Here is a 24,591-nt window from a genome sequence, read left to right on the forward strand (position 1 = left end):
GACTTACACGTTACAACGTGTAAGTCCTTTTGTTATTTTAAATTATGACGATAGTTCGCCTAGCACTTCTTCATCAATCCAATCATTGTTGTCATTTCTTAATAAGTCATAGGATTCTTTTGGTCCTGATGTAAATGCTTCATAGAAATATAACGGATTATCATGTGTGCCGTTAATGATTTTTTCTGCGAGTTTCCAAGAAAGTTCAACTTGTTTGAAACTTGCGAATAAAGTATGGTCTTCAAGCATGGCTGCATGTAATAACCGTTCATACGCTTCGGGTGTGTTTAATCTATTTTCATAATTACAACTCTGGCAAAAATCCATGAATACAGTTTCTGTATCATTTTTTTGACCAGGTTTTTTTATGTTAAAGCGTACATAAACACCTTCATCAGGTTGTATTTTAATGATAATCAAATTTGATGTTTGATTGAGTTCTTCTTTAAATTCTAAAACAACTTCAGTGGATCGTTTATGCATTCTTTTGCCAGTTCTAACATAAATTGGAACATCACGCCAACGATCGTTATCAATGGCTAGTTTGAGGGCTACGAATGTTTCAACGTTTGAATCAGGTGATACATTTGCTTCATCGCGATAAGATTTAGAATTGATCGCTTGAGTGTATTGTCCATAAATGACATCTTCTTGAACATTTTTAATATCTAAATGTTCAAGAACTTTTTCTTGTTGGTGATGAATATGGTGAGCGTCAAAACTTTTGGGCTCTTCCATCGTAACAATTGATAAAATCTGCAGTAAATGGTTAGGAAACATATCTTTAAGAGCTCCAGTGGCTTCATAGAATGTTCCGCGTGATTCAACGCCAACAGTTTCATTAGCGCTAATCTGAATTGATTTAATGGCTTTACGACCCCATATTTCTTTAAAGAGTGCATTCCCAAAACGAATTGTATAAATGTTTTGGACCATTTCTTTAGCAATATAATGATCAATACGATAAATATTATCATCACCTAAGATATCAGTGAGTGTTTGATTTATTTTAATTGCAGACACTAGATCATTGCCAAAAGGTTTTTCTATAATTACTTTTGCATTATGAGTCAGTCCATGGTTTTTTAATTTATATGTAATTGTTTCAAAAAAAGATGGAGAAACAGCAAAATAATATAGAAGTCTAGCATTCTCATCTAAGGAATTAAAGTATGTCTTTAATTGAGGATATCCTTCATCTTCAGTAAAAGTCATTTTAAAATAAGATACATAAGATAAATATAATTCCATCGATTCATCGTCAATAGGGCATCGACTGTGTTCCTTTAACCATGGACGTAATCGCTGACGATACGTTTCAGTTGTCAGATCTTGACGTCCAACCACAACAATATGAAAGGATTCAGGTAATTTATTTCCAGCGTGAAGATTGTAAAAGGCTGGCAAAAGTTTCCTAAAGCTTAAATCTCCTGTCCCTCCAAAGATGGTGATAATATGATTGTTAATCCTCATTGACTTCACCCCATTGGTGATGGAATGATCCTTCTTTATCAATTCTTTCAAACGTATGAGCACCAAAATAGTCACGTTGAGCTTGAATTAAATTGGCATTTGAACGTCCTTGACGATAAGCGTCAAAATAAGCAATTGCATTGGTAAATGCAGGAATGCTTACGCCATTTTTAATGGCTAAAACACTGACTTCACGAAGACTATCTTGATAATCAATCAATGTATTTTTGAATGCTTCATCAAGCATTAAGTTGTGAAGTTTAGGATTTTTGGTATAAGCATCAGCAATTCGATTTAAGAAACGGGCACGAATAATGCATCCTTCTCTAAATATTTTCGCAATACTACTAAAATCTAAATCCCAATCATGTTCAATAGCAGCATTTTTCATCAAATCAAAGCCTTGGGCATATGCAATAATTTTACTTGCATAAAGCGCCTGACGAATTTTTTCAACCAGTTCTTGGTTCTTTTCTACATCGTTTTCAAGGTTTACATTTAGCAAATCTTCAGCAAATACACGTTGATCTTTTTGAGCTGACATGAAGCGAGCAAACACAGATGAAGCGAGTAAAGATGCGTCGGTTCCGGTATTTAAAGCTTCTTCAACTGTCCATTTACCAGTTCCTTTTTGAGCTGCTTTATCTAAAACAACGTCAATTAAATCAGCGTCGCTATCAGGGTCTTTGACTTTGAAAATATCTGCAGTTATTTCAATAAGGTAGCTTTCGAGTTCGCCTTGATTCCAATAATTAAAGATATCGGCTAACTCAGCATTACTGAAATTCCCTAAATTTTTAAGTAATGAATATGATTCAGCAATCAATTGCATGTCAGCATATTCGATTCCGTTATGAACCATTTTGACATAATGACCTGCACCATTATCACCAATGTATGCACAACATGCTTCACCATCTTTTTTTGCTGCTATTTTTTCTAGAATTTCTGAAACATGCGCGTATGCGTCTTCGCTTCCTCCAGGCATAATTGCAGGACCAAAACGAGCACCTTCTTCACCACCTGAAATCCCAACACCTAAGAATTTGAAACCTCGTTCTTCAACTTCTTGAGTTCGACGAATGGTATCATTAAAGTTTGAATTACCACCATCCATGATGATATCGTCTTTATCCAAAAGGACAGTTAGTGATTCGATCACTTTATCGACTGGGGCACCTGCCTGTACCATTAAGATAATTTTTCGTGGTTTTTCAAGTGAATCGACAAATTCTTCCATTGTTTTATATAAATGTAAATTTTTGTGTGGATTAGTTGCAAGGAAATCTTCTCCAACTTTTGTTGTACGATTATAAATGGCGACATCATAGCCATTGTCAGCAATGTTTAAGGCTAAGTTTGATCCCATTACCGCCAATCCGATTACTCCAATATTATTTTTTTTCATTTTTTCCTCCTATTTAACATACTCTATTGTACAAGAAAAGTGTGGGATAAACTAGTGGATTGAATTACAAAGGGTAGCTCATGACAATAAAAAACTCAGAATTTAAGAAAGTTTTTAAATGCTGAGTTAGTGTTTATGATTGATTGATGATTAGGCATCTAAGTAGTGGTGGTTAATGACATTGAAATTTTCATCAAATTCGATGATGAGTGGTACACCAGTTGGTATGTTTAAAGAAATAATGTCAGTATCACTTATCTTTAAAAAGTATTTCATTAATGCGCGAATTGAATTACCATGAGCAGCTATGATAACATTTTCTCCCGCTATGATTTGAGGTTTAATGGTTGATTCAAAATAAGGTACAACGCGTTGAATCGTTTCTTTTAATGATTCAGTGAGTGGTAATTCATGCTCATCAATCCTTTGATAAGCAGATTGATTTCTTGGTGCTCGAGGATCATCCATTGTAAGTGCTGGTGGTTTTACATCAAACGAACGTCGCCAGATTAAAACTTGTTCATCACCATATTTTTCAGCTGTTTCTTGTTTGTTTAAACCTTGTAAAGCACCATAATGCCTTTCGTTTAAATGATAATCTTTTATAACAGGAATATACACAAGGTTCATCTCATTGAGAATGATATCAAGCGTATGGATTGCTCTTTTCAAAGTTGAGGTGTAAGCAATATCGAAACTAAAGTTTTGGTCTAAAAGGCGTTGGCCAGCTTGCTTGGCCTCATTTATCCCTTGGTTACTTAACTCAACATCCGTCCATCCTGTGAAGAGATTTTTTTTGTTCCAAAGACTTTCTCCATGTCTAATAATGACTAATTTCATAGTTTACCTCCTATATATAGTTTACACCATTTAAAAGGGAAAATGAAAAACTTGCTCAACCAAACATGAAATAGCACTCAATGGTTGACAGTGCTAATAATCGTGGTATAATTAAACCATAGCACTCGTACCTAGAGAGTGCCAAGGAGGTAGAAATGAGATATACAATGACGAATAGACCCCAAACTTTATTAGATGCGTTCTTAAATGAGGAGCCAATAAGTTCATTTTCTTATGGAAACGAAATAGATATCTATAAAGAGAACCAAACCTATTTTGTAGAACTAGAAATGCCTGGCTTTAATAAAGAGGATATTCAGGTGGATTACCAAGGTGACATCTTGACGATTAAAGCAGAGCATCAAACGCAAGAGACATCAAGTGAAAAGGACTATTTCTATCAATCACGACGTTACCAAAACGTCGATAGAAAAATAAGAATCAATGATGTTGATGGCACTGCAATAGAAGGTCATTATGAAAATGGTGTATTACGGTTAAGTCTGCCATTACGTGTTGAAACTGATATTGTCAATAAAATCAGTATAAAATAATAAGAATAGTGTTAATGGGTCCTTTTATCCAGGACCCTTTTTTTGTACATTCATTTTTTTATATTATTGAAAAGTAGTGGTATAATAATAAGAAAGGTGTGATGCAATGCTTGATAAAGAAATATGTGACTTCATGAAGGAGATTGAACTGCAGCACGAACAAATCTATCTTGTGGGTGGTTATGTTCGTGATCAGTTTTTATCTGTTCAAACGTTTGATCTTGATATGGCAACCTCGATGCCAATCAAGCAAGTTGAGACACTTTTAAATCGGTTAGCCATTCCGATAACCTACCGCAATGAAAAATTTGGCACGATAAAAGTAAACATTAAAGACCAACCTGTTGAAATAACTCAGTTTCGTTTTGAGCATGAGTATGTAGACTACCGAAAACCATCAAGAATCGAACCTATTTCAAGTCATCAGCTCGATTCACGTCGCAGAGATTTTACTGTGAATAGTCTTTATATGGATCGTAATGAACGGATTGATGATTTTCATGGGGGGCTTGACGATCTTCAAGCAAGAACTCTTAAAACAGTTCGCTGTCCACACGTTGTATTTAAAGAAGATGCCTTACGCCTCATCCGATTTTATCGCTTGATGGCACAGCTTGACTTTAAAGCAGAAAAAAATACTCTGTCTGCTGCAAAGCGAAACATTGAACTGATTCATCATCTATCGCTAATTCAGCGCAGAGATGAAATGATAAAATTATTATCATCACACAATTTTCTTAAAATATATAAATCTAATCAAGGTGAAATTCAATGTATCTTTGATCAAGCAAACTTGAGTGTAAAGCGACTGCATCCTAAAATGACCTGGCAGGAAAAACTTGTGGTTATTTACAAGCCAGAGAAGCTACGGGACCTTGTTAATGCATGGCAACTTAGCAAAAGTGAAAAGAATTATATTCTGTTACTAAGTCAGATGTATTATGATTATCAAGTGGAAAGTCTTGAATCAATGGCCGTTGATCATGGACCGACAGCATGGCTTTTATTTATGGAGTTTATGGTGAAGTATACACCTAATTTTAAAGAGAAAAAGCAGTTTTTGATGATGAAAGAAAAAAACAAGAATCCACTTGTGTTAGCTGTTAGATCTAAGGATTTAAAATCAATAAATATACCAGCAAATAAACGAAATCAGTTCTTAAATTATGCATGGTTTAGTGTGTTTTGGAATGGAACTGATAATACGAAAGAAACATTAATAGAAAAAATTAAAGAGGTGCAAAAATGACATACATAAAAATGACAAACATTCATAAAAAATACCAAGTTGGTGATGTGGAAATTAAAGCAGTTGATGGTGTTGATATCGATATCAAAGAAGGAGAATTTGTTGTAATTGTTGGTCCTTCAGGAGCAGGAAAGACAACGGTCATGAATATTTTAGGTGGAATGGATTTGCCAAGTTCTGGTGAAGTTGTTGTGGATGAAAAAGACATTTCAAAGCTAAAAGATAAAGCTATGACGCAATATCGCCGTGATGATGTTGGGTTTGTTTTTCAATCCTATAATCTTATCCCTAATCTTACAGCGATTGAAAATGTTGAGTTAGCGACACAAATATCTAAAGATGCGAAAGACCCGAAAGAAATCTTGGCACAAGTTGGTTTAGGCGATCGTATGCATAACTTTCCAGCTCAATTGAGTGGTGGAGAACAGCAACGGGTGGCGATTGCAAGAGCGATAGCAAAAAACCCAAAGTTGTTGTTATGTGATGAACCAACTGGAGCTCTAGATACAGAAACAGGTAAAAATATCATGTCTGTTTTAAGAGCGTGCTCAGATGATTTTGGGATGACGGTTGTTATTATTACACACAACCCTGTGATCACTGAAATTGCCGATCAAGTGATTGAAATTAAGAATGGTAAGGTTGAGCGTGCTTGGAATAACAAACATGTTAAAACGGTGGAACAAATAAAATGGTAAAAGATATTTTTCGGGAAATAAAACAGAAATGGTTTCAGTTTCTGGCAATCGCAATCATCACCATGCTTGGCGTGGGTTTTTTCATTGGGATTCAAGTCACCGGGTATGATATGCGCCAAACAGCAGATCTGTACATGGAAGAAAGTCATGTCATGGATTTGCAACTTCATCACAGTTTAGGTCTTGATACAGACATGATCAAAGAACTGGAAAAGGTTATTGATGGTGAAATCTATGGTGTTTATGATGGCGATACTTATTTGAGTAATGAAAACTTCGATAATGTTGTGAAAGTCATCGAGTATAATCAGAAAACTAAAAACGATCTTCGATTAATAGAAGGTCGTCTACCTCAAACAAAAGGTGAAACAGTTGTGGATGCAGTGATGAAAGATGCTCATAGATTGACAATAGGGAGCAAATTAAAAGTTCATGAAGGAGATATCTTTAAAGAACAAGAAATCGAAGTTGTCGGTTTTGTAGAATCTACGCTCTATATGAATCTTGAACGAGGACAAAGTCGTTTGGGATCAGGCGGTGTTTCTGGTTTTATTTATCCGATTGAATTGGAGAAAGAAATTGACGTATATACGAGTGCTCGGATAAAACTTAAAAATGAAAAGGATCTAGAGAAAGTTAAAATAAAAATAGAATCAATTGAAATGGAACTTTCAAATGATCGCTTTGAACGGTTGATTCAGCCAGATAAGGAAAAGTTGGCTAATGCACAAAAAGAATTAGACGATAAAACCTTGGAAGCAAATGCTAAGTTTCGAGACGGAGAGCAAAAAATTCTAGCAAATGAAATCAAGCTCAAAGATTCCTACGAGGAGTTAGAATCAGGCTTGCTGGAAATAGCTCAATCTCCTTTAAGTGGTGAAAATCTACAAGAACAACATGCGACAGCACAGCGTTTGTTTGAAGATCAAAAAGGACAAGCGGAAAAGAAATTTGCTGCAGCTTATCAGGAAGCAAATGAACAAGAAAATCCAATAATTAAAGAACAAATGCTTTTAGCAATCAAAGAAGAAGAACAAGCTGTAAATGAAGAATTTGCAAAGGCATCCCTTGGACTAAAGCAATTAAAAGAAGGAATTGATAAGTATAACCAAGGTTTAAAAGAATTGGAAGCAGCAAAACTTACTCTACAAACTAACCGTTCACAAGCAAATCAAGAAATCGGTGAAGCTCAGATTAAAATTGATGAAGGCTATGAAAAAATTGCGCAAACAAGCCGGGGTAAAATGTACCTCCAAGATCGCGAAGATGTTTTAATTGGTTATCGAGAATTTTACCAAGATTCAGACCGTATTGAAGCAATTGGTAAAGTGTTTCCACTAATATTCTTTGGTGTCGCAATTCTGGTAACGTTAAGCACAGTATCACGAATGATTGATGAGTCAAGAATGCAGATGGGAGTTTATAAAGCATTGGGGTATTCATCGTTAGTATCCGCATTAAAATTTGTAGGGTTCACTGGTATTGCCTGGCTTTTAGGAAGTGTTGCTGGTCTTGGTATTGGTTTTTATATGATTCCTAAATTAATCTATAATGCGTATCGAATCATGTATCAAACCCCAGAACTTCACGATGGTTTAGTTATGAGCTATGCATGGCTGCCACTTTTTGTTAGTTTTATGTCCAGTGTCGGAGTTGCATTTGTTAAATCGATGAGTGTCAGTCGCAATAAAACTGCTCACTTGCTTCGCCCACCGATGCCAAAAGATGGACAACGAATATTTTTAGAACACTTGACAATCATCTGGGAACGATTGAGTTTCTTGTACAAAGTTAGTTTAAGAAATCTATTCAGGAATAAAACACGATTCTTAATGACGATCGCTGGAATAGGGGGATCCTTTGGCTTACTTATAACAGGATTTGGTCTTAAGCATTCTATTTATTCGATTGTTGACAAGCAATTTGATTCTATTATTCAATACGATGGAATGGTAATTTATGATGAAGGTGCTCAATATAACCATGACTTATTCGACGATTCGATTGATTTAGCTTCGAAAACTGTCAAAGTAAACAATAATGATGTCAGTCTATATATAAGTGATGATATGAATAAACTGAGTGAGTATATCAAATTTGAAGATCGAAAAACTAAGCAAAAGATTGAAGTGAGTGAAGATAAAGTCGTTGTGACAGAAAAATTGGCTCTACTTAATAATTTACAGGTAGGCGATGACATTAGTTTCACCTATAACGAAAAAGTATACGAAGTTGAAATAGGTGACATTGTTGAGAACTATGTTTTTCATTATATCTATATGCCTAAAAAAATACACAAAGAAATTAGTAAACAAGATGTAAAAAATAATGTAACACTCTTTAAATCAACTCAAGATCAAGAGTTGATGAATACAACATTATTTGAAAATGACAAAGTTTTGGCAGTCAATCACTTAAAAGACATGAGATCAACCTACAAAGATATGATGGGGAACTTCGATATCGTAATTTATGTCATTGTGGGGGCAGCATTTGCACTCGAATTAATCGTTTTACTGAATCTAATCACAATGAATTTAAGTGAGCGTTATAAAGAAATGGCAACATTAAAAGTTTTAGGATTTTACCCAAAAGAACTTGCCTTGTATCTCTTAAGAGAAAACATCATTTTAACATTTGTGAGTTTATTCTTTGGAGCTTTCTTTGGAAAATACCTACACCAGTTTGTTATTATAAATGCAGAAATCGATGCAGTGATGTTTAACCGAGAATTGCTTTGGACAAGTTATATGTTTGCAGCTGTTTTAACACTTTCGCTCTCAATTATCATTAATTTACTCATGGCTAAAAAAGCAGATAAAGTAAACATGAGTGAAGCGTTAAAAACATTTGATGCATAGAATAATTGACAAAAACAAAAAATCTTTGTAGAATTAATGAAACTAATCTAATGGAGGAATGAATGTGGAACATAATGAAGAGGACAGTTGTCCCTTGCCCAGTATTTTGTTAAATAAACTAATCACAGATAGAGGTGAACGACAATGATGGTACAAGTTGCGTTACTTCTCTTGTTAGTCCTTTTTAATGGATTCTTCTCAGGAAGTGAAATTGCATTTATATCGATTAATAATTCTAAATTAAAAAGCATGGCTGAAGAAGGTCATAAGAAAGCAAAGATTGTGCTAAGTTTGAAAGAAGTGCCGAATCTTTTCTTATCCACCATCCAAATTGGTGTTTCTTTAGCAAGTGTTCTTTCAGGGGTTTTTGCTTCTGAAGCTTTCGCTACGGAATTGAGTAATTGGATTTTAACATTTAGTAATGTTTCAATCACGGTTATTAAACCGTTATCAATGTTTTTAATTACACTCATTACATCGTACTTAATGTTGGTGTTTGGAGAACTGGTTCCAAAGCGAATTGCAATGTCAAACCCTGAAGGTTTCGCTTTTGTGGTCGTTTATCCATTATGGGTTCTATCAAAGATAAGCAATCCTATTGTTAAATTTTTATCCTTTTCAACCAATCTTGTTTTGAGACTTGTTGGCATTGACCCTGATAAAGTTGGTGAAGAGGTTACAGAAGAAGAAATTCGAATTATGGTTGATGCTGGTGAGATAAACATTAGCGAAAAAGAAATGATCAACAATATCTTTGAATTTGATAATTTAGAAGTTTCAGATATTATGACGCACCGAACAGAGGTCGTTGCGTTAGAGTCAACAGCTAATTTCGAAGAAGTTATGAATTTAGTAAATGAAGAACGATATACTCGCTATCCAGTTTATGAAGAAAACATGGATAATGTTATCGGTATTATTCATTTACGAGACTTACTGCGATATATTAGAAAAAATGGTGGCCATGAATTTGTAATGGCGGAGTTAATTCGTGAACCATATTTTGTTCCGGATTCAAAACGAACGGATCAGTTATTTAAGGAATTACAAAACCACAAAACCCATATGGCGATTGTTATTGATGAGTATGGGGGAACAGCTGGAATTGTAACCATGGAAGATTTAATTGAAGAAATCATGGGAAATATTCTTGATGAATATGACGATGAAGAAGATGAATACGATGTTGTCGCGGTCCATGAAGGGGAATATCTTGTTGATGGTGCAACGGATATTGAAGATTTAGAAGAAGTCATTGAAATTGGTTTACCAATTGATGATTATGATACAGTCAGTGGCTTTATCATCGGACAGTTAGGTCGAATACCAACACTTGAAGATGTCGAAGAAGATACATCAGATTTTGTATATCATGGTTATTTGTTTTCCATTGTTGATGTTGATGAAAAAGTTATCTCTAAAGTACGAGTGACACAACACGAAGACTATGATGATGAAGAAGAGGAAGCAGAATAGCTTTCTTTTTTTTTTGGTAATAAACCACTTAAATACAGTATATATTTCAGTGCTTATTAATTTTGTAAACATATTGTTTGTAAAAAAATGAGAGTTTTGTAATAATAAAAACAGAAACGAGGTAAAGTATGATTCATAACAATATTCAATCATTAATTGGAAAGACACCATTAGTAAGATTAGAGAATACAGGCAAAGAATTAGGGCTAGAAGCCGAAATTGTTGCAAAAGTTGAATTTTTTAATCCAGGAGGCAGTGTTAAAGATCGTATTGCTTTAGCAATGTTGACACAAGCGATTAAAGAAAATAAAGTTAACGATGAAACAGTGATTATTGAACCTACAAGTGGTAACACTGGTATTGGATTAGCATCAGTAGGAGCATCCTTAGGGCTTAAAGTTATTTTAACAATGCCAGAAACAATGAGCATCGAGCGTCGAAAAATTCTACAAGGATATGGTGCAGAGATTGTCTTAACAGAAGGTGCAAAAGGGATGAAAGGTGCCATAGCCAAAGCTGAAGAACTTGCAGATGGTTATAGCAATAGTTTTATTCCTTCACAGTTTGACAATTTTAATAATTCAAAAATGCACTATGAAACAACAGGACCTGAAATTTTTCAAGATACAGATGGCAAAGTTGATATTTTTGTAGCGGGTGTTGGAACAGGTGGAACAGTATCAGGGGTTGGGCGCTTTTTAAAAGAAAACAAAGCGGGAGTTCATGTTGTTGCTGTTGAGCCGACAGCTTCGCCAGTATTGAGTGGTGGTGAACCAAGTCCTCATAAAATTCAAGGAATAGGCGCAGGTTTTATTCCAAGTATTTATGAAAAAGAAAGTGTCGATGAAATCGTCCAAGTAAGTAATGAAGACGCGTTTGAGATGGCACGATTGATTGCAAAAAAAGATGGTTTATTAGTTGGTATTTCTTCGGGAGCAGCTCTTGCTGGTGCGGTTCAATTAGCAAAACGTCCTGAGAATAAAGGAAAGCAAATTGTTGTCTTGCTGCCAGATACAGGTGAACGTTATTTATCAACCGAACTATTTGTATAATAAAATATTTTAATCGTCATAAAAACAATAATTCATGATATTGTGAACATTCATTGACATTCAACATGAATATAATATAATGACAATGTACAATAGAATATAACTACAAGGGGGGCTCTAGAGAGAGCTGAGATAAGATTCATAGTCTTGACCCTAAACAGGTAACTGTTTGCACTTGATCCAGGTAATGCTGGCGTAAGGATGGTATTAGACTTTTAAGTAACCTTCTTTTGCGTGCAAAAGAAGGTTTTTTATATGGAGGAGGAAAAATGAAAACAAGCATAGCTATTCAAATTTTACCGAAAAGAAATAACTTAACAGAAGTTGTTGAAGCGGTTGATGAAGTGATTGAATTAATTAAATCAAAAGGACTTCGCTACGAAGTAGGTCCATTTGAAACAACTGTTGAAGGGGAGTTTAATGAACTCATGGAATTGATCAAAGACTGTCATTTAATTGCGTTACAATCAAGTGATGCAGTGAGTGCCTATATTAAAACATCTGTTGTTAAAGAAGGACACTTATTAACGATTGATGAAAAAATTACAAAACATAAGCAATAAATATAGTGCGTTAATCGTAGGTGTGTTTCTTTTAATCCTTTGGGAAATGGTTGTCGAGGCAGGGTTTATCCCACGCTTTATGCTACCATCTCCTCAAGATATTATGAGAGCGCTTATCCATGATTTCCCACTGATTATAACCCATGCAAAAATAACATTACTCGAAGCTTTTCTTGGTTTGGTAATGGGGGTCATCATCGGTTATTTTTTAGCTTTTATGATGCATCATATTAAATGGGTACATCGCATATTCTATCCTTTCGTTGTACTAACGCAAACGGTTCCAACCGTAGCCATTGCACCTTTATTAGTGTTGTGGCTTGGGTATGGAATCTTACCTAAAATTGTACTTATTGTACTGACATCGTTTTTTCCAATTACAATTGGAGTCTATAATGCTTTGGAAGAAACAGATCAAGATCAGATTAATTTATTAAAATCAATGAATGCCAGTGAATTGGAAATTTTAAGACATTTAAAATTTCCACAGACACTTGGACCATTCTTTGCAGCATTAAAAATTTCTGCTTCTTATGCCATTGTTGGAGCAGTAGTTTCTGAATGGTTGGGAGGACACTATGGACTGGGTGTATACATGACACGAGTCAGAAAGGCCTTCGCATTTGATAAAATGTTTGCCGTCATTTTAATAATTTCTTGTTTGAGCTTGATCTTGATGGGTTTTGTGACATTTTTAGAAAAGAAATGTCAACCATGGAAGGAAGAAAAAAAATAATGAAAAAAATCGCATTAAGTTTACTCGCAATTTTACTCCTTGTTGGTTGTGGTAAGACAACACCAAAACAAGAAAAAGAAACAGTTAAACTCGTTTTGGATTGGACGCCAAATACCAACCATACCGGTTTATATGTTGCATTAGAAAATGGTTATTTTGAAGATGTTAATCTTGAGATTGTCCAGCCACCTGAGGATGGTGCTGTTGGTCTTGTCGCTTCAAAAGGTGCTGAATTTGGTGTAAGTTTTCAAGATTCATTAGTCCCTGTGTTTACTAAAGATGAACCACTTCCTGTAACTGCGGTTGCAGCTATGATTCAACATAATACATCAGGACTTGTTTCTTTAAAGGAAAAAGGAATTGATAGACCTGCAAAATTAGAAGGCCATACGTATGCAACCTGGGATATGGATATAGAAAAAGCCATTGTAGCTAAGGTAATTGAGGATGATGGCGGAAACTTTTCAAAGGTTAATCTTGTGCCAAGTACCGTCACAGATATTGTGAGTGCATTAAAAACTCAAGTCGATGCGGTTTGGATCTTTGATGCTTGGGATGGTGCAAAACTAAGAAGTGAAAAGACCGAAATTAACTATTTTAATTTTGCTGACTATGGCAAAGAACTGGATTATTATACACCCGTTCTTATTGCTAATAATGACTATTTACAAGCACATCCTGAACAAGCAAAATCAGTTTTATCAGCGATTCGTAAAGGGTATGAATTTGCCATTGAAAACCCGAAAGAGGCTGCGGATATTTTGATGAAGCATGTTCCTGAATTACAGTCGAGTGAAGCTATGATTTATGAAAGTCAAAACTTCCTTGCTGACAAATATCAAGCAGAGGCAAGTCAGTGGGGAATTTTTGATGCAGAGCGTTGGAATGCCTTCCATGATTGGTTGTATGAAATTAAAATCATCGAGAAACCAATTGACAAAGGCTTTGGTTTTTCAAATGACTTCATTGAAAAGTAATGTCCTTAGAGTAGAAAAACTTTCGGTCTCTTATGGAGAACACCCAGTTCTTGATAACCTTTCTTTTGATTTAGGTAAAAATGAAATAATCTCTGTTTTAGGTCCGAGTGGAGTAGGAAAAACAACACTGTTTCAAAGTATTGCTGGCTTTATTGACATTGATACAGGAACAATACAAATACAGGGTTCGCTGTATGATCAAACAAAAAATAAAGTGAGCTATATGCTACAAAAAGACCTTTTGTTTGAACATAAAACGGTTTACGATAATGCATCATTGCCCTTAGTGATTCAAGGGAAAACGTATGAAGAAATCAAAGGTAAAGTGATGCCATTGCTCCAACGGTTTGGTTTAGAAAACACTGAAAACCTTTATCCATTTCAGCTGTCTGGAGGGATGCGTCAACGTGTTGCATTTTTAAGAACTTTCTTAATGGGACATAGAATCGCCCTTCTTGATGAACCATTTAGTGCACTGGATACAATCACTCGAAGTAAAATGCAAACATGGTACTACGAGCTTGTAAAAGAATTAGAATTATCAACGATTTTAGTTACCCATGATATAGATGAAGCCATTCTATTATCAGATCGAGTTTTAGTACTGAACGGAAAGCCTGGAAAAATAGTCAAAGAGCTTGTGATAGAAAAAGATAAAAATGCCATTGAATCCTTTCCAACAAGCCATGCTTTCTTAGGGTATAAAAAAGAAATTCTTAAATATTTATAATGCATAAAGATCAAGGGAAGCCTTGGTCTTTAGCTCTTTATATCCTAAAATTTATGGTATTATAGAATAAGGTGAACATATGAGAAAATTAAAACAAGCTAAATATGAACAAATTGCATTGGATATAGCAGCTAGAATTGCACGAGAAGATCTTGCTGAAGGGGATCGTATTTCAGGTCGTTCAATTTTATCAAGTGAATATTCAGTCTCCCCTGAAACAATTCGACGCTCCCTTAATTTGTTATCTGAACATCATTGTGTTCATGTTATTAATAATTATGGTGTTGTTATTGGTGAGAAAAAATCAGCTCTAGCCTATTTAGAGAAGATGTCATTAATGAATGATATGAGCGAAATGAAGCATCGTTTAACCAATCTTATGGAACAACGAACAAGGATTGACAACCAAATCAATCAACTCGTTCAAGATATTATAGATATGAGCAGTACGCTAAATTATACGGATCCTTTAAAACAGTTTGAATTTACGTTGGAGGAAGACTCCAGTCTTATTGATATGAGTATAAGTGCTTCCTCGTTCTATCAAAAAACGATGATGACCATTATTGCGATTCATCGAAAAGGTGAAACGATTCTTTCGCCCGGTCCAGACGCAATCTTTAAAACAAATGATATATTAGTGGTGGTTGGTCATCCGCGTGATGTAAAAAGGGTAGAAACACTTGTTCAAAAGTCGCAGCTGTGCTAAAATAAATGCAAATCTTAATTAAGGACATGTTTGTCATAATTCAGTTGATCAAAGAGAGAAGTTGTAAGGTGAAAGACTTCAAGACTGTATGATGAATGCTACCTTAATGATGAGTTTATGCTCCGTGTTGTTTGCGTTAAAAACAAAGTGAGATGTATGCATTGCATAAATCAGGATGGTACCGCGTGAAAACGTTCCTGGATGGAATGTTTTTTTTGTGTTTAGGAGGATATAGATGAAAACAAGTTTAGAAGTAAGACAAATGTTTTTGGATTTTTTCGAATCAAAAAAACATAAAATTGAACCAGGAGCTGGCTTAATTCCACAAGATGATGAGACACTATTATGGATTAACTCAGGGGTTGCTGCATTAAAAAAATATTTTGACGGTTCTGTTAAACCAACAAATCCTAGAATTGTTAATATACAAAAATCAATAAGAACCAATGACATCGAAAATGTCGGAAAAACATCTCGTCATCATACATTTTTTGAAATGATGGGAAATTTTTCAATTGGTGACTATTTTAAAGAGGAAGCCATTGACTTCGCGTATGAATTTTTATTTTCAAAAGAGTATATTGGGTTTGATGTGAAAGATGCTTACTTTTCAGTGCATCCCGATGACACAACAGCCTATTCAATTTGGCATGATAAATATCATATTCCAGCCGATAGAATTTTGAAGACTGAGGATAATTTTTGGCAAATCGGAGATGGACCATGTGGTCCCAATACGGAAATTTTTATTGATCGTGGCCCCAAATATGATCCTGAACAAATTGGTGAAAAACTTTTCTTTGAAGACTTAGAAAATGATCGTTATGTAGAAATTTGGAATATTGTTTTTTCACAATTTGATGGAAAAGAAGGCCAAGATATTCATACCTTTAAAGAACTTCCGCAAAAAAACATTGATACTGGAATGGGATTTGAACGTTTAATGAGTATTGTTCAAAATGTAGAAACAAACTTTGATACAGACTTATTCATGCCAATTATTAATGAAATAGAATCTAAAACTGAGATTACCTATCAACAAGAACCGATGGCTTATCGAGTGATTGCGGATCATATACGAACCTTAGTCTTTGCATTAAGTGATGGCGCAGTATTCTCAAATGAAGGCCGTGGTTATGTTTTAAGACGCGTGTTACGCCGTGGTGTTCGATTTGGAAGAAACTTGAATATAAAAGAGAGTTTTATGTATGAACTTGTTGATGTTGTAATCGCGACTATGGATAATGTCTATCCAAATTTACACGATAAAAAGACAATGGTAAAATCCCTGATAGAGGCCGAAGAGATTCGTTTTTCTAAAACGCTTGATTCAGGTGAGCGTTTGTTGATGAGCGCCATTGAAAAAGCTGAACATCACTTGATTGATGGAAAGACTGCATTCACATTGTATGATACCTACGGCTTCCCAATCGAACTGAGTCAAGAAATTGCGGCTGAGAAAGGCGTTGACATTGATTTAATTGGATTTAATGAAGAAATGGAAATCCAAAGAGAAAGAGCTCGCAATGCTCGTCAAACCCACGAATCAATGGGATCACAAAATGAAGCGTTAATGAACTTCAATGAATCAAGTGAGTTTGTTTATACAGAAAATAGTTTAGAGTCATCTGTGATAGCTCTCATTAAAGATGGAACACTTGTTGATGTCCTTGAAGGCGAAGGATTAGTTATAACTCGCCAAACGCCATTCTATGCAGAAAGTGGAGGACAGGTTTCAGATAAAGGAACGATTGAAAACGATTCGATGCATGCTGATGTCATTGCAATGTTTAAGGGTCCACACGGTCAACATGTTCATCATGTTAAAGTCGAAGGACAACTTAAAATGAACGAATCTGTATCCTTAACAATTGATGAACAAGCGCGCCGTCTAATCCGAAAAAATCACTCAGCAGTCCATTTGCTACAATCTATTTTAAGAACAAAACTTGGCAGTCATGTAGAACAAGCAGGATCATTTGTTACAGATGAGTACTTCAGATTTGACTTCAGTCATTTCGAAAGTGTTGAAAAAGACATGTTAGATGAAATTGAATATGAGTTGAATGAATGGATTTCAGTTCCAACAGAGGTTGAAACAATCATGACAGATCTAAACACAGCTCAAGAAATGGGAGCCTTAGCTTTTTTCTCAGATAATTACGGTGATCAGGTTCGTTTAGTAAAAATGGGTGACAAATCTATGGAGTTATGTGGGGGTACTCATGTTGGGGATTTGGCAGAAATTGGTTGTTTAAAAATAATTAAAGAAGAAAGTGTTGGTTCAGGTGTTCGAAGAATAACAGGAACCACAAGTCTTCATGCATATGAAATATTTAAAGAAAGCGAACAAACAATTTCTACTCTTAGAGAAGAATATAAAATACCGGAACAAAAGACGCTCGAAGATCGCTTTTTAGAGTTAGAAGATGAAGTAAAAAATCTTCAAAAGAAAAATAAACAATTAAGTCAAGAAGCCCTTAAATATGAAATGATTCAATATCAAAAAGACACACTTCATAATGACGATGGATTAAGCGTTTTATACATTGAAAAAGAATTACAAGATATGAAAGACTTAAAAGAAATGACAGATTCACTTGTTCAATCTGTTGACATTATTGGAATCATTAATCTAAAAGAAGAGAGTCTAAATATAATGGTTCGCTTATCGAAAGAAGCGATTGCGAAAGGATTCAAAGCAGGCGAAATTGCGAAATCATTAGCTGTTCTAACTGGCGGAAATGGTGGGGGTCGTCCCGACTTTGCTCAAGCAGGTGGAAAAGATCTATCGAAAGTAGCTGAAGCAAAAGCTTTATTTATGGACAAAACTAAAGTTTCCCTTTAATTAAAGTGTTAGATACGATAAAATGAAGGTAAGAAGGATGTGATATAGATGTCAAACAAAAAAATTACTGAGACAATGGCTTACAATTCTGAGTCGGTAAAGCAAGATAGAATCAAAGAAATACTAGACGACGTAAATAGCGCATTGAACGATCGTGGGTATCGTTCAGTCAGTCAAATTACTGGTTATCTGATTTCTAATGATCCTGCATATATTTCTTCACATAACAATGCACGTGTAACAATCCAAGAAGTAGAACGTTATGAAATTATTGAAGAATTAGTACGATTTTATTTGGAAAATAAAGAATGATTTCAAAAAGTATTGGATTAGACTTAGGGTCAAAAACCTGTGGGGTAGCCGTCTCGGATGGATTGGGAATGTATGCTCACCCCCTTACGACTCTGTCGTTTGAAGGGAATTTAAATGATTTGATTGAACCCTTACATGAGATCATTCGAAAAGAAAAAATTAAAAACATTGCCTTAGGAGATCCTAAGATGATGAATAACGATATTGGAGAGAGAGCTCAAATTTCAAGAGATTTCAAAATACTCTTGGAAAATGAGTTTTCTCTACGAGTTGTTTTAATTGATGAGAGGCTGACAAGCATGGCGGCTAATCGACAATTGATTTCACAAGATATGTCAAGAAAGAAAAGAAAACAAGTGATTGATCAATTAGCAGCAGTACATATACTGCAAACGTTTCTCGATCAACAAAGTTTTATGGAGGATTAATTATGGAAGAAAATCAATTAGTTGTCATTAATGATGACGGTACAGAAATTGTAATGGAAATTTTATTCACATTCGATAACGAGGAATATGATAAAAAATATGTATTATATGTAGATCCGAATGATGAATCAGGGCAAGTGTTTGTGTCCAGTTATACCGAAGAAGGCGAATTATTTAATATTGAAGACGAACAAGAATGGGAAATGATTGAAGAGGTTTTCCAAGCATTCGTGTTAAAACATGAAGAAGAAACACACTAAAGTTATTTTAATCTTGGTATTGCTGCTTGTGTTGACAGGAGGATTTTATGTCTACCAAGTATCATCAATTCAGAAGAACAGTGAACCTGTTCTTTTTGAAGTGCAAGAAGGTGGCTTTAACCAAGTACTTCATCAACTTGAAGAAGAAGGTTTAATTCGCTCTGCTTTTTTCACAAAAATACAAGCGAAAATTCACGGATTTGGCCGTGTTTATGTAGGTACTGTAGAAGTAGACAAAGCAGATTCTTCGAAAAAAATATTAGAAAAACTTGATAATCCTGATTTTATTAGTGATGATGTCACAATTACATTAAATGAAGGTGATTGGGCAAAACATATGGCTGAAAAGTTATCGTCAGTAAATGGTGTAAGCGCTCAAGATTATTTAGACCTTTGGAACAATGAAGTCTTTCTTCAAGCAATGGTCGAAAAGTTTGACCACATTCCTCAAGAAATCGTGAAACTGAAAGATGTTAGAGTGAAATTAGAAGGTTATTTATACCCTGATACGTATCGTCTAAGTCCTAAAGACAGTGCTGAAACGATTACTGAAACATTATTAAGTAATGGTGCCAATAAGTTCGAAGAGGTTAAGGATTTGGTACACTTGAGTGATTTGACGCAGGAAGAACTTTACACACTCGCTTCGATTGTTGAATATGAAGCATCAGGTGATGAAGATATGCGTAAAGTTGCAGGTGTATTTATGAATAGAATCGAAGCGGATATGGCATTGCAATCAAGTGTTACCGTATGCTATTCTTTGTATGAATTTGATGATTGGAAAGAGTGCGAAAGTGCAGAAAACAATCAAATTGAATCACCGTATAACACCTATCGATATAAAGGATTGCCACCAGGACCGATCCTGAATCCATCGATTAGAGCGTTAAAAGCGACTTTGGATTATGATAAGAATAATTACTTGTTCTTTATTGCGGATGTTTATCAGAAAGAAGATGGAAAAGTTCATTATCAAGAAACCTATGCAGAGCATGAGGTTGTTAGAAAGAAATTATTAGGATATTAATCAGGAGGAAATTATGAAACCCATTGTCATTGGAATTGCTGGCGGGAGCGCTTCAGGGAAAACAAGTATTGCGAAAAAATTGAAAGAACACTTTAGTGTTACTAAACATGTTGTAATTATTCGGATGGATGATTACTATAAAGATCAAAGTGAAATGCCAATGGAAGAGCGACTTGAAGCAAACTATGATCATCCCTTTGCTTTTGATATGGATTTATTAATTAGTGATGTCAAAAAATTAAAGAATGGTGAAGCGATTGATAAGCCGGTGTATGATTTTATGAATCATACGCGAAGTGATTATCGCGAACATATCGAATGCTCAGATGTAATTGTTTTAGAAGGATTGATGACCTTAGACAATCAAGAATTAAGAAATTTACTAGATATTAAAGTATTTGTTGATGCACCAGCTGATATTCGATTTATCCGTCGTTTAGTAAGAGATGTTAATAAACGAGGAAGAAATCTTGATCATGTTATTGATCAATATATGAATACTGTTAGAGTAATGCATGAACAATTTGTTGAGCCTTCTAAGCGATATGCAGATATTATTATTCCTGAAGGGGCTCATAATACAGTGGCGATTGATTTACTAACAACTAAAATCAGTAGCATCATAAGCGCTAGCATGGTATAATACCATTTCAAGGAGTGATAAAATGAGCGACAAAATGTATGTAACAGAACAAGGTTTAGAGGATTTAAAAAAGGAACTCCGTCACTTAATTGAAGTTGAAAGACCGGATGTCATTGAAGATTTAAAAGCAGCACGTGCACAAGGTGACTTGTCAGAAAATGCTGACTATGATACAGCGCGAGATCGCCAAGCTCGTGTAGAAGCACGTATACGTGATTTAGAAGCGATGTTGACTAATGTTGAAATTATTGATGAAAGTAGCAAGAAAGGTCATAAGAAAGTTGCCTTAGGTGCAACCGTGACTATTCTAGACTATGGAATCAATGAGGAAGAAACATTCGCAATTGTTGGTTCGGTCGAAGCAGATCCAGCCAATGGGAAAATATCAAACGTTTCACCCTTAGCTCAAGCCATGCTTGATAGTGTTGAAGGTGATGTTGTTAAGGTTGATGTTGAAGAACCTTATGAAGTTAAGATTTTAAAAATTAAATAAATACTTAGGGACTTGATTTTATCGATATTACTTAATAAAGGTGATAACGATGCGTCAAGTCTTTTTATTTGGTTTATTCTTGCTCGTGTTATGTTTGTTTTTCATTTTTGAAAAAAGATATATACCTTTGGATCAAGAAGCAAAAAAAATAACGGTTCAAATAAAATATCATGATGATATTATTCCTTTAGAATTAGAACCGTATTCCACTTTAAAAGAAGCATTAACACACGTTAAACTTAAAGATGATGTAGATTATCAAGCAATGAATGATCAAACAATTTTATCGCATAAAGATCTCTATGTCATTCCGATTAAGACACTACAGTCGAAAGTATCCATCAATACCGGGAGTTGTGAATTACTAAGTACTGTGAATGGAATTGGCCCAAAAACAGCAGAAGCAATTATTGCTTATCGAGAAGAATTTGGTTTGTTTCAAAAACTTGATGAAGTGAGGAATGTCAAAGGGATAGGCCCTAAAAAATTCGAGAAAATGAAAGATTATTTATGCTTATAGTATTTGGGCTGATAATATCTTTATTGTTCAACCATCCACTTTATAAATTGTTATGCTTTCTAGTTTTTGTCGTGATATTTCATAAAGAGAAGCATAGGATTTCCTTGTTAATTTTAGCTTTACTAATGGGTATGTCATATTTCAGTCACCAGTATTGTCCAACCTTCGAAAACCAACAGGTAAAAATCATTGGGGTTAATGATAAAACTTTTACCGTACAAAGTAATCTATTTAAAGCACTCATACCCAAAAATGAACATTACACTCTTGGCGATAAGCTGATCTTGAGTGGAAAAATAAGACAGGATTATGAGCCAAACTTCAATCATCATTTAGGTCTTTTAGATAATGTCAAAATAACAAAAATATCCAAGCCACCGTCTTTAAAACGTCTTATCTATCAAAAATTCCCTTATCAATATAAAAAGATTTTTCAATATGATAAGGAAAGTATCTTCAGTTCGTTAAGTCTAAAGATGATTGGTCTATTGACGCTTTATCAACTGTTAATGAAACGATATTTTGGTCATGATAAGGGTTCATTAGTATTCTTAATCTGTTTGGGTATAATGTTTGGTCCTAATTTTATATGGTTAAGATATTGCTTAAAACAATTAAAGGTTCCTATAAAAACTCAAATATGTGTTTTATTAATCCTTTTTCCTAATGCTTTAACAAGTATTCCATTTGTTTTTTCTTACAGTCTATATCTTTTAAATATATTCGATCATCAAGGATCTCAAGCAATTTCACGTTACTGTTATTATGCACAACTCAGTTTATTGTATTTTTATGAATGGAACCCTTTACGCTCCATATTATTTAGAAAAATTAGACTTATGGCTGGCGTTTATACTGTCATTGCAGCCTTGACGATGTTTCTACCAAATGGAGAATTTATCCTTGGTGGATTTGACAAGGGAATACATTTATTTCAATCCAATTTATTACTAGAAAAGCTTACGTTTAGAGGAGTATTTCCAACGTTTTTTCTATTGTTTTTATTAATAATACACAATAAAAAGTCTCATATGTTACTTCTTTGTATCAGCCTTGTTTGGGTTTGTTATCCTCCTTACGGTAGAGTTAGTTATATTGATGTAGGCCAAGGTGATAGCACACTTATTTCTTTACCGTTTAATAAAGAGCATTATTTAATCGATACAGGTCGATATTTTGCTTATGAAAATGTTTCCAAACAACTAAAAAAGCATGGGATAAAACGGTTAAATTATTTAATATTAACGCATGATGATTTAGATCATGTTGAAAATGAAGAAAAAATAATTAGAGATTTTAATGTTGAGAGTATTATCAAAAATAAAAATCAAGAGGTAGGGGTTCTTGATATGGTATTAGAATCAAATGAATATGAAGATGCTAACGAGAATAGCATCATAACTCAGCTTGAATTGCACAATCAAACGTATTTATTTTTAGGGGATGCCGGCAAGAAACAAGAAAGAGAATTAGTAAAAAACCGGCTTGTTGATGATGTAAGTATCTTGAAATTAGGCCATCATGGCTCAGATACAAGTAGTTCACAAGAATTACTGCAATTAAAAAATATAAAACTTGCAATTGCAAGTTCCAATCCCAAAATATACAATCATCCTCATCCACTGGTCAAAAGACGTCTGTATAACCATGGTATCCAATTACTTGAAACGAATAAATTAGGGACGATCGAGATAATTTCATTTCCTTTTATTCAATATCTTAAGACAAGTAAATCAAGTTTTGCTATAATATCACTAGGTGATTGAATGATTGATATTGTTATTACGACCAGTAGCTTTTTAATGAATGGAAAAATAAAAGAAATAACAGAAGAACGACGGGATAAATTTAAGGAACTAGAAATAAAAGAATTTGATCTCAATAAAAATGGGGATCAATTTGATGATGTTTTAGAGGCGGTTTCTACGGTATCATTTTTTAATGAACATCGTATTGTTATCGTAAAAATGGATGCTGTCAATAAAGAGGATGAAGAAAGAATTCTACCACTTTTAAATTTGACCATCTATGATCTATCACTCATTTTTTGTTTTAAGAAAAAACCATTGGCATCCAGTAAAGTGGGGAAAGCATTAAAAACTTTGAATGTTCATGTTTTAAAAGCACAGACCGATAATGAAGTATTAAATCAAATTCGTTTTGCAGTAAAACACCGTGGACTCAACATAGAAAAAGATGCTTTATTGACGTTGCAAAATAATTTGAAGTCGCAGCCTGAACGATTAGAACAAGAGTTGAATAAACTCGAACTCTATGATGGCAATATAAATAAAGCATTAATTGAAGAACTTGTTCCAGCGTCATTGGATGATAATGTTTTTGCCTTGAGTGATGCTGTCTTAAAAAAAGATTTGAAAACGGCATTTGAAATTTATCATGCTCTCATAACAAATGGTGTGGAACCCATTCAATTAATGGGACTGTTGGGGGGAAGTTTTCGAAGGTTGTATCAAATAACGAGTTTAAAACAAATAGGATACTCTAATGATGGAATTGCGAAAGCATTAGGGATATCTGATAAGCAGGTTTATTTTTTGCTTAAGAATAGAAAAAGACCTTGGCGAGATATATTAAAATTATTAAATGATTTAGCCATTATGGATCAAAAAATTAAATTGGGCTTGCAAGATCGATTTCTTTCATTTGAGTTATGGTTATATCAAGCATGTCAATAAAAAAAGACTTCACAATTTGTGAAGTCCTTTTAATA

At 34.4% G+C, this 24,591-nt stretch carries 24 protein-coding genes; 21 read left to right on the forward strand and 3 right to left on the reverse strand.

The window, feature by feature from the left end; translation table 11 throughout:
- Window positions 1-42 precede the first annotated feature (42 nt).
- The 3 genes from zwf to gpmA all read right to left on the reverse strand — a co-directional run bounded on the left by zwf (window position 43) and on the right by gpmA (window position 3,721).
- Window positions 43-1,473 (reverse strand): glucose-6-phosphate dehydrogenase, encoded by a 1,431-nt coding sequence (gene zwf / locus GVV10_RS06435; protein ID WP_159520844.1) that lies wholly within the window; start codon window positions 1,471-1,473, stop codon window positions 43-45.
- Window positions 1,463-2,881, reverse strand: coding sequence for an NADP-dependent phosphogluconate dehydrogenase (gndA, locus tag GVV10_RS06440; protein ID WP_159520846.1), 1,419 nt, complete (start codon window positions 2,879-2,881; stop codon window positions 1,463-1,465). Before gndA ends, zwf begins: the two co-directional genes overlap by 11 nt.
- A 150-nt stretch (window positions 2,882-3,031) precedes the next feature.
- Window positions 3,032-3,721, reverse strand: a complete 690-nt coding sequence (gpmA, locus tag GVV10_RS06445; RefSeq protein ID WP_159520848.1) for a 2,3-diphosphoglycerate-dependent phosphoglycerate mutase — start codon at window positions 3,719-3,721, stop codon at window positions 3,032-3,034.
- 155 nt (window positions 3,722-3,876) lie between these two features.
- Between gpmA and GVV10_RS06450 the strand changes: the two genes are divergently transcribed.
- The 21 genes from GVV10_RS06450 to holA all read left to right on the forward strand — a co-directional run bounded on the left by GVV10_RS06450 (window position 3,877) and on the right by holA (window position 24,556).
- Window positions 3,877-4,275 carry an Hsp20/alpha crystallin family protein gene (locus GVV10_RS06450; protein WP_159520850.1) on the forward strand — a complete coding sequence of 133 codons (399 nt, stop codon included), beginning with the start codon at window positions 3,877-3,879 and terminating at the stop codon, window positions 4,273-4,275.
- 106 nt (window positions 4,276-4,381) lie between these two features.
- Entirely contained in the window at window positions 4,382-5,524 is a 1,143-nt protein-coding gene (locus GVV10_RS06455; protein WP_159520852.1) for a tRNA nucleotidyltransferase/poly(A) polymerase family protein, read from the forward strand.
- Window positions 5,521-6,222, forward strand: a complete 702-nt coding sequence (locus GVV10_RS06460) for an ABC transporter ATP-binding protein (protein WP_159520854.1) — start codon at window positions 5,521-5,523, stop codon at window positions 6,220-6,222. The genes GVV10_RS06455 and GVV10_RS06460 overlap by 4 nt, the downstream gene beginning before the upstream one ends.
- Entirely contained in the window at window positions 6,216-9,083 is a 2,868-nt protein-coding gene (locus tag GVV10_RS06465) for an ABC transporter permease (RefSeq protein ID WP_159520856.1), read from the forward strand. Before GVV10_RS06460 ends, GVV10_RS06465 begins: the two co-directional genes overlap by 7 nt.
- 144 nt (window positions 9,084-9,227) lie before the next feature.
- On the forward strand, window positions 9,228-10,559 hold the full coding sequence (locus tag GVV10_RS06470; RefSeq protein ID WP_159520866.1) for a hemolysin family protein: 1,332 nt from the start codon (window positions 9,228-9,230) through the stop codon (window positions 10,557-10,559).
- A gap of 128 nt (window positions 10,560-10,687) precedes the next feature.
- Window positions 10,688-11,611: a cysteine synthase A gene (cysK, locus tag GVV10_RS06475; protein WP_159520868.1), complete on the forward strand. Its 924-nt coding sequence runs from the start codon at window positions 10,688-10,690 to the stop codon at window positions 11,609-11,611.
- Between the two features lie 269 nt (window positions 11,612-11,880).
- A complete protein-coding gene (locus GVV10_RS06480; RefSeq protein WP_159520870.1) occupies window positions 11,881-12,174 on the forward strand; it encodes a thiamine-binding protein in 294 nt (97 codons plus the stop codon).
- Complete coding sequence (locus GVV10_RS06485; RefSeq protein WP_159520872.1) at window positions 12,146-12,910, forward strand: ABC transporter permease; 765 nt, start codon at window positions 12,146-12,148, stop codon at window positions 12,908-12,910. Before GVV10_RS06480 ends, GVV10_RS06485 begins: the two co-directional genes overlap by 29 nt.
- Entirely contained in the window at window positions 12,910-13,887 is a 978-nt protein-coding gene (locus GVV10_RS06490; protein WP_159520874.1) for an ABC transporter substrate-binding protein, read from the forward strand. The genes GVV10_RS06485 and GVV10_RS06490 overlap by 1 nt, the downstream gene beginning before the upstream one ends.
- Window positions 13,868-14,617, forward strand: coding sequence for an ABC transporter ATP-binding protein (locus GVV10_RS06495; RefSeq protein ID WP_159520877.1), 750 nt, complete (start codon window positions 13,868-13,870; stop codon window positions 14,615-14,617). Before GVV10_RS06490 ends, GVV10_RS06495 begins: the two co-directional genes overlap by 20 nt.
- Before the next feature lie 79 nt (window positions 14,618-14,696).
- Window positions 14,697-15,326 (forward strand): TrkA C-terminal domain-containing protein, encoded by a 630-nt coding sequence (locus GVV10_RS06500; protein ID WP_159520879.1) that lies wholly within the window; start codon window positions 14,697-14,699, stop codon window positions 15,324-15,326.
- A 235-nt stretch (window positions 15,327-15,561) separates the two neighbouring features.
- A complete protein-coding gene (gene alaS, locus GVV10_RS06505) occupies window positions 15,562-18,174 on the forward strand; it encodes an alanine--tRNA ligase (protein ID WP_159520881.1) in 2,613 nt (870 codons plus the stop codon).
- Window positions 18,175-18,222: 48 nt separating this feature from the next.
- Window positions 18,223-18,486, forward strand: a complete 264-nt coding sequence (locus tag GVV10_RS06510; protein ID WP_159520883.1) for an IreB family regulatory phosphoprotein — start codon at window positions 18,223-18,225, stop codon at window positions 18,484-18,486.
- Window positions 18,483-18,914, forward strand: a complete 432-nt coding sequence (gene ruvX / locus GVV10_RS06515) for a Holliday junction resolvase RuvX (protein ID WP_159520885.1) — start codon at window positions 18,483-18,485, stop codon at window positions 18,912-18,914. The genes GVV10_RS06510 and ruvX overlap by 4 nt, the downstream gene beginning before the upstream one ends.
- Before the next feature lie 2 nt (window positions 18,915-18,916).
- Window positions 18,917-19,174: a DUF1292 domain-containing protein gene (locus GVV10_RS06520; RefSeq protein WP_159520887.1), complete on the forward strand. Its 258-nt coding sequence runs from the start codon at window positions 18,917-18,919 to the stop codon at window positions 19,172-19,174.
- The gene (gene mltG / locus GVV10_RS06525; protein ID WP_159520889.1) at window positions 19,155-20,204 is read left to right on the forward strand and encodes an endolytic transglycosylase MltG; all 1,050 of its coding nucleotides are present in this window, start codon (window positions 19,155-19,157) and stop codon (window positions 20,202-20,204) included. Before GVV10_RS06520 ends, mltG begins: the two co-directional genes overlap by 20 nt.
- 13 nt (window positions 20,205-20,217) lie before the next feature.
- The gene (gene udk / locus GVV10_RS06530) at window positions 20,218-20,847 is read left to right on the forward strand and encodes a uridine kinase (protein ID WP_159520891.1); all 630 of its coding nucleotides are present in this window, start codon (window positions 20,218-20,220) and stop codon (window positions 20,845-20,847) included.
- A gap of 22 nt (window positions 20,848-20,869) precedes the next feature.
- Entirely contained in the window at window positions 20,870-21,340 is a 471-nt protein-coding gene (gene greA, locus GVV10_RS06535) for a transcription elongation factor GreA (RefSeq protein ID WP_159520893.1), read from the forward strand.
- Window positions 21,341-21,389: 49 nt separating this feature from the next.
- Complete coding sequence (locus tag GVV10_RS06540; RefSeq protein ID WP_159520895.1) at window positions 21,390-21,860, forward strand: ComEA family DNA-binding protein; 471 nt, start codon at window positions 21,390-21,392, stop codon at window positions 21,858-21,860.
- Between the two features lie 131 nt (window positions 21,861-21,991).
- The gene (locus GVV10_RS06545) at window positions 21,992-23,626 is read left to right on the forward strand and encodes a ComEC/Rec2 family competence protein (protein WP_159520897.1); all 1,635 of its coding nucleotides are present in this window, start codon (window positions 21,992-21,994) and stop codon (window positions 23,624-23,626) included.
- The gene (holA, locus tag GVV10_RS06550) at window positions 23,627-24,556 is read left to right on the forward strand and encodes a DNA polymerase III subunit delta (protein WP_159520899.1); all 930 of its coding nucleotides are present in this window, start codon (window positions 23,627-23,629) and stop codon (window positions 24,554-24,556) included.
- The last annotated feature ends 35 nt before the right edge of the window (window positions 24,557-24,591 follow it).

The organism is Erysipelothrix urinaevulpis (assembly GCF_009828835.1).
Classification (GTDB): Bacteria; Bacillota_I; Bacilli_A; order Erysipelotrichales; family Erysipelotrichaceae; genus Erysipelothrix; species Erysipelothrix urinaevulpis.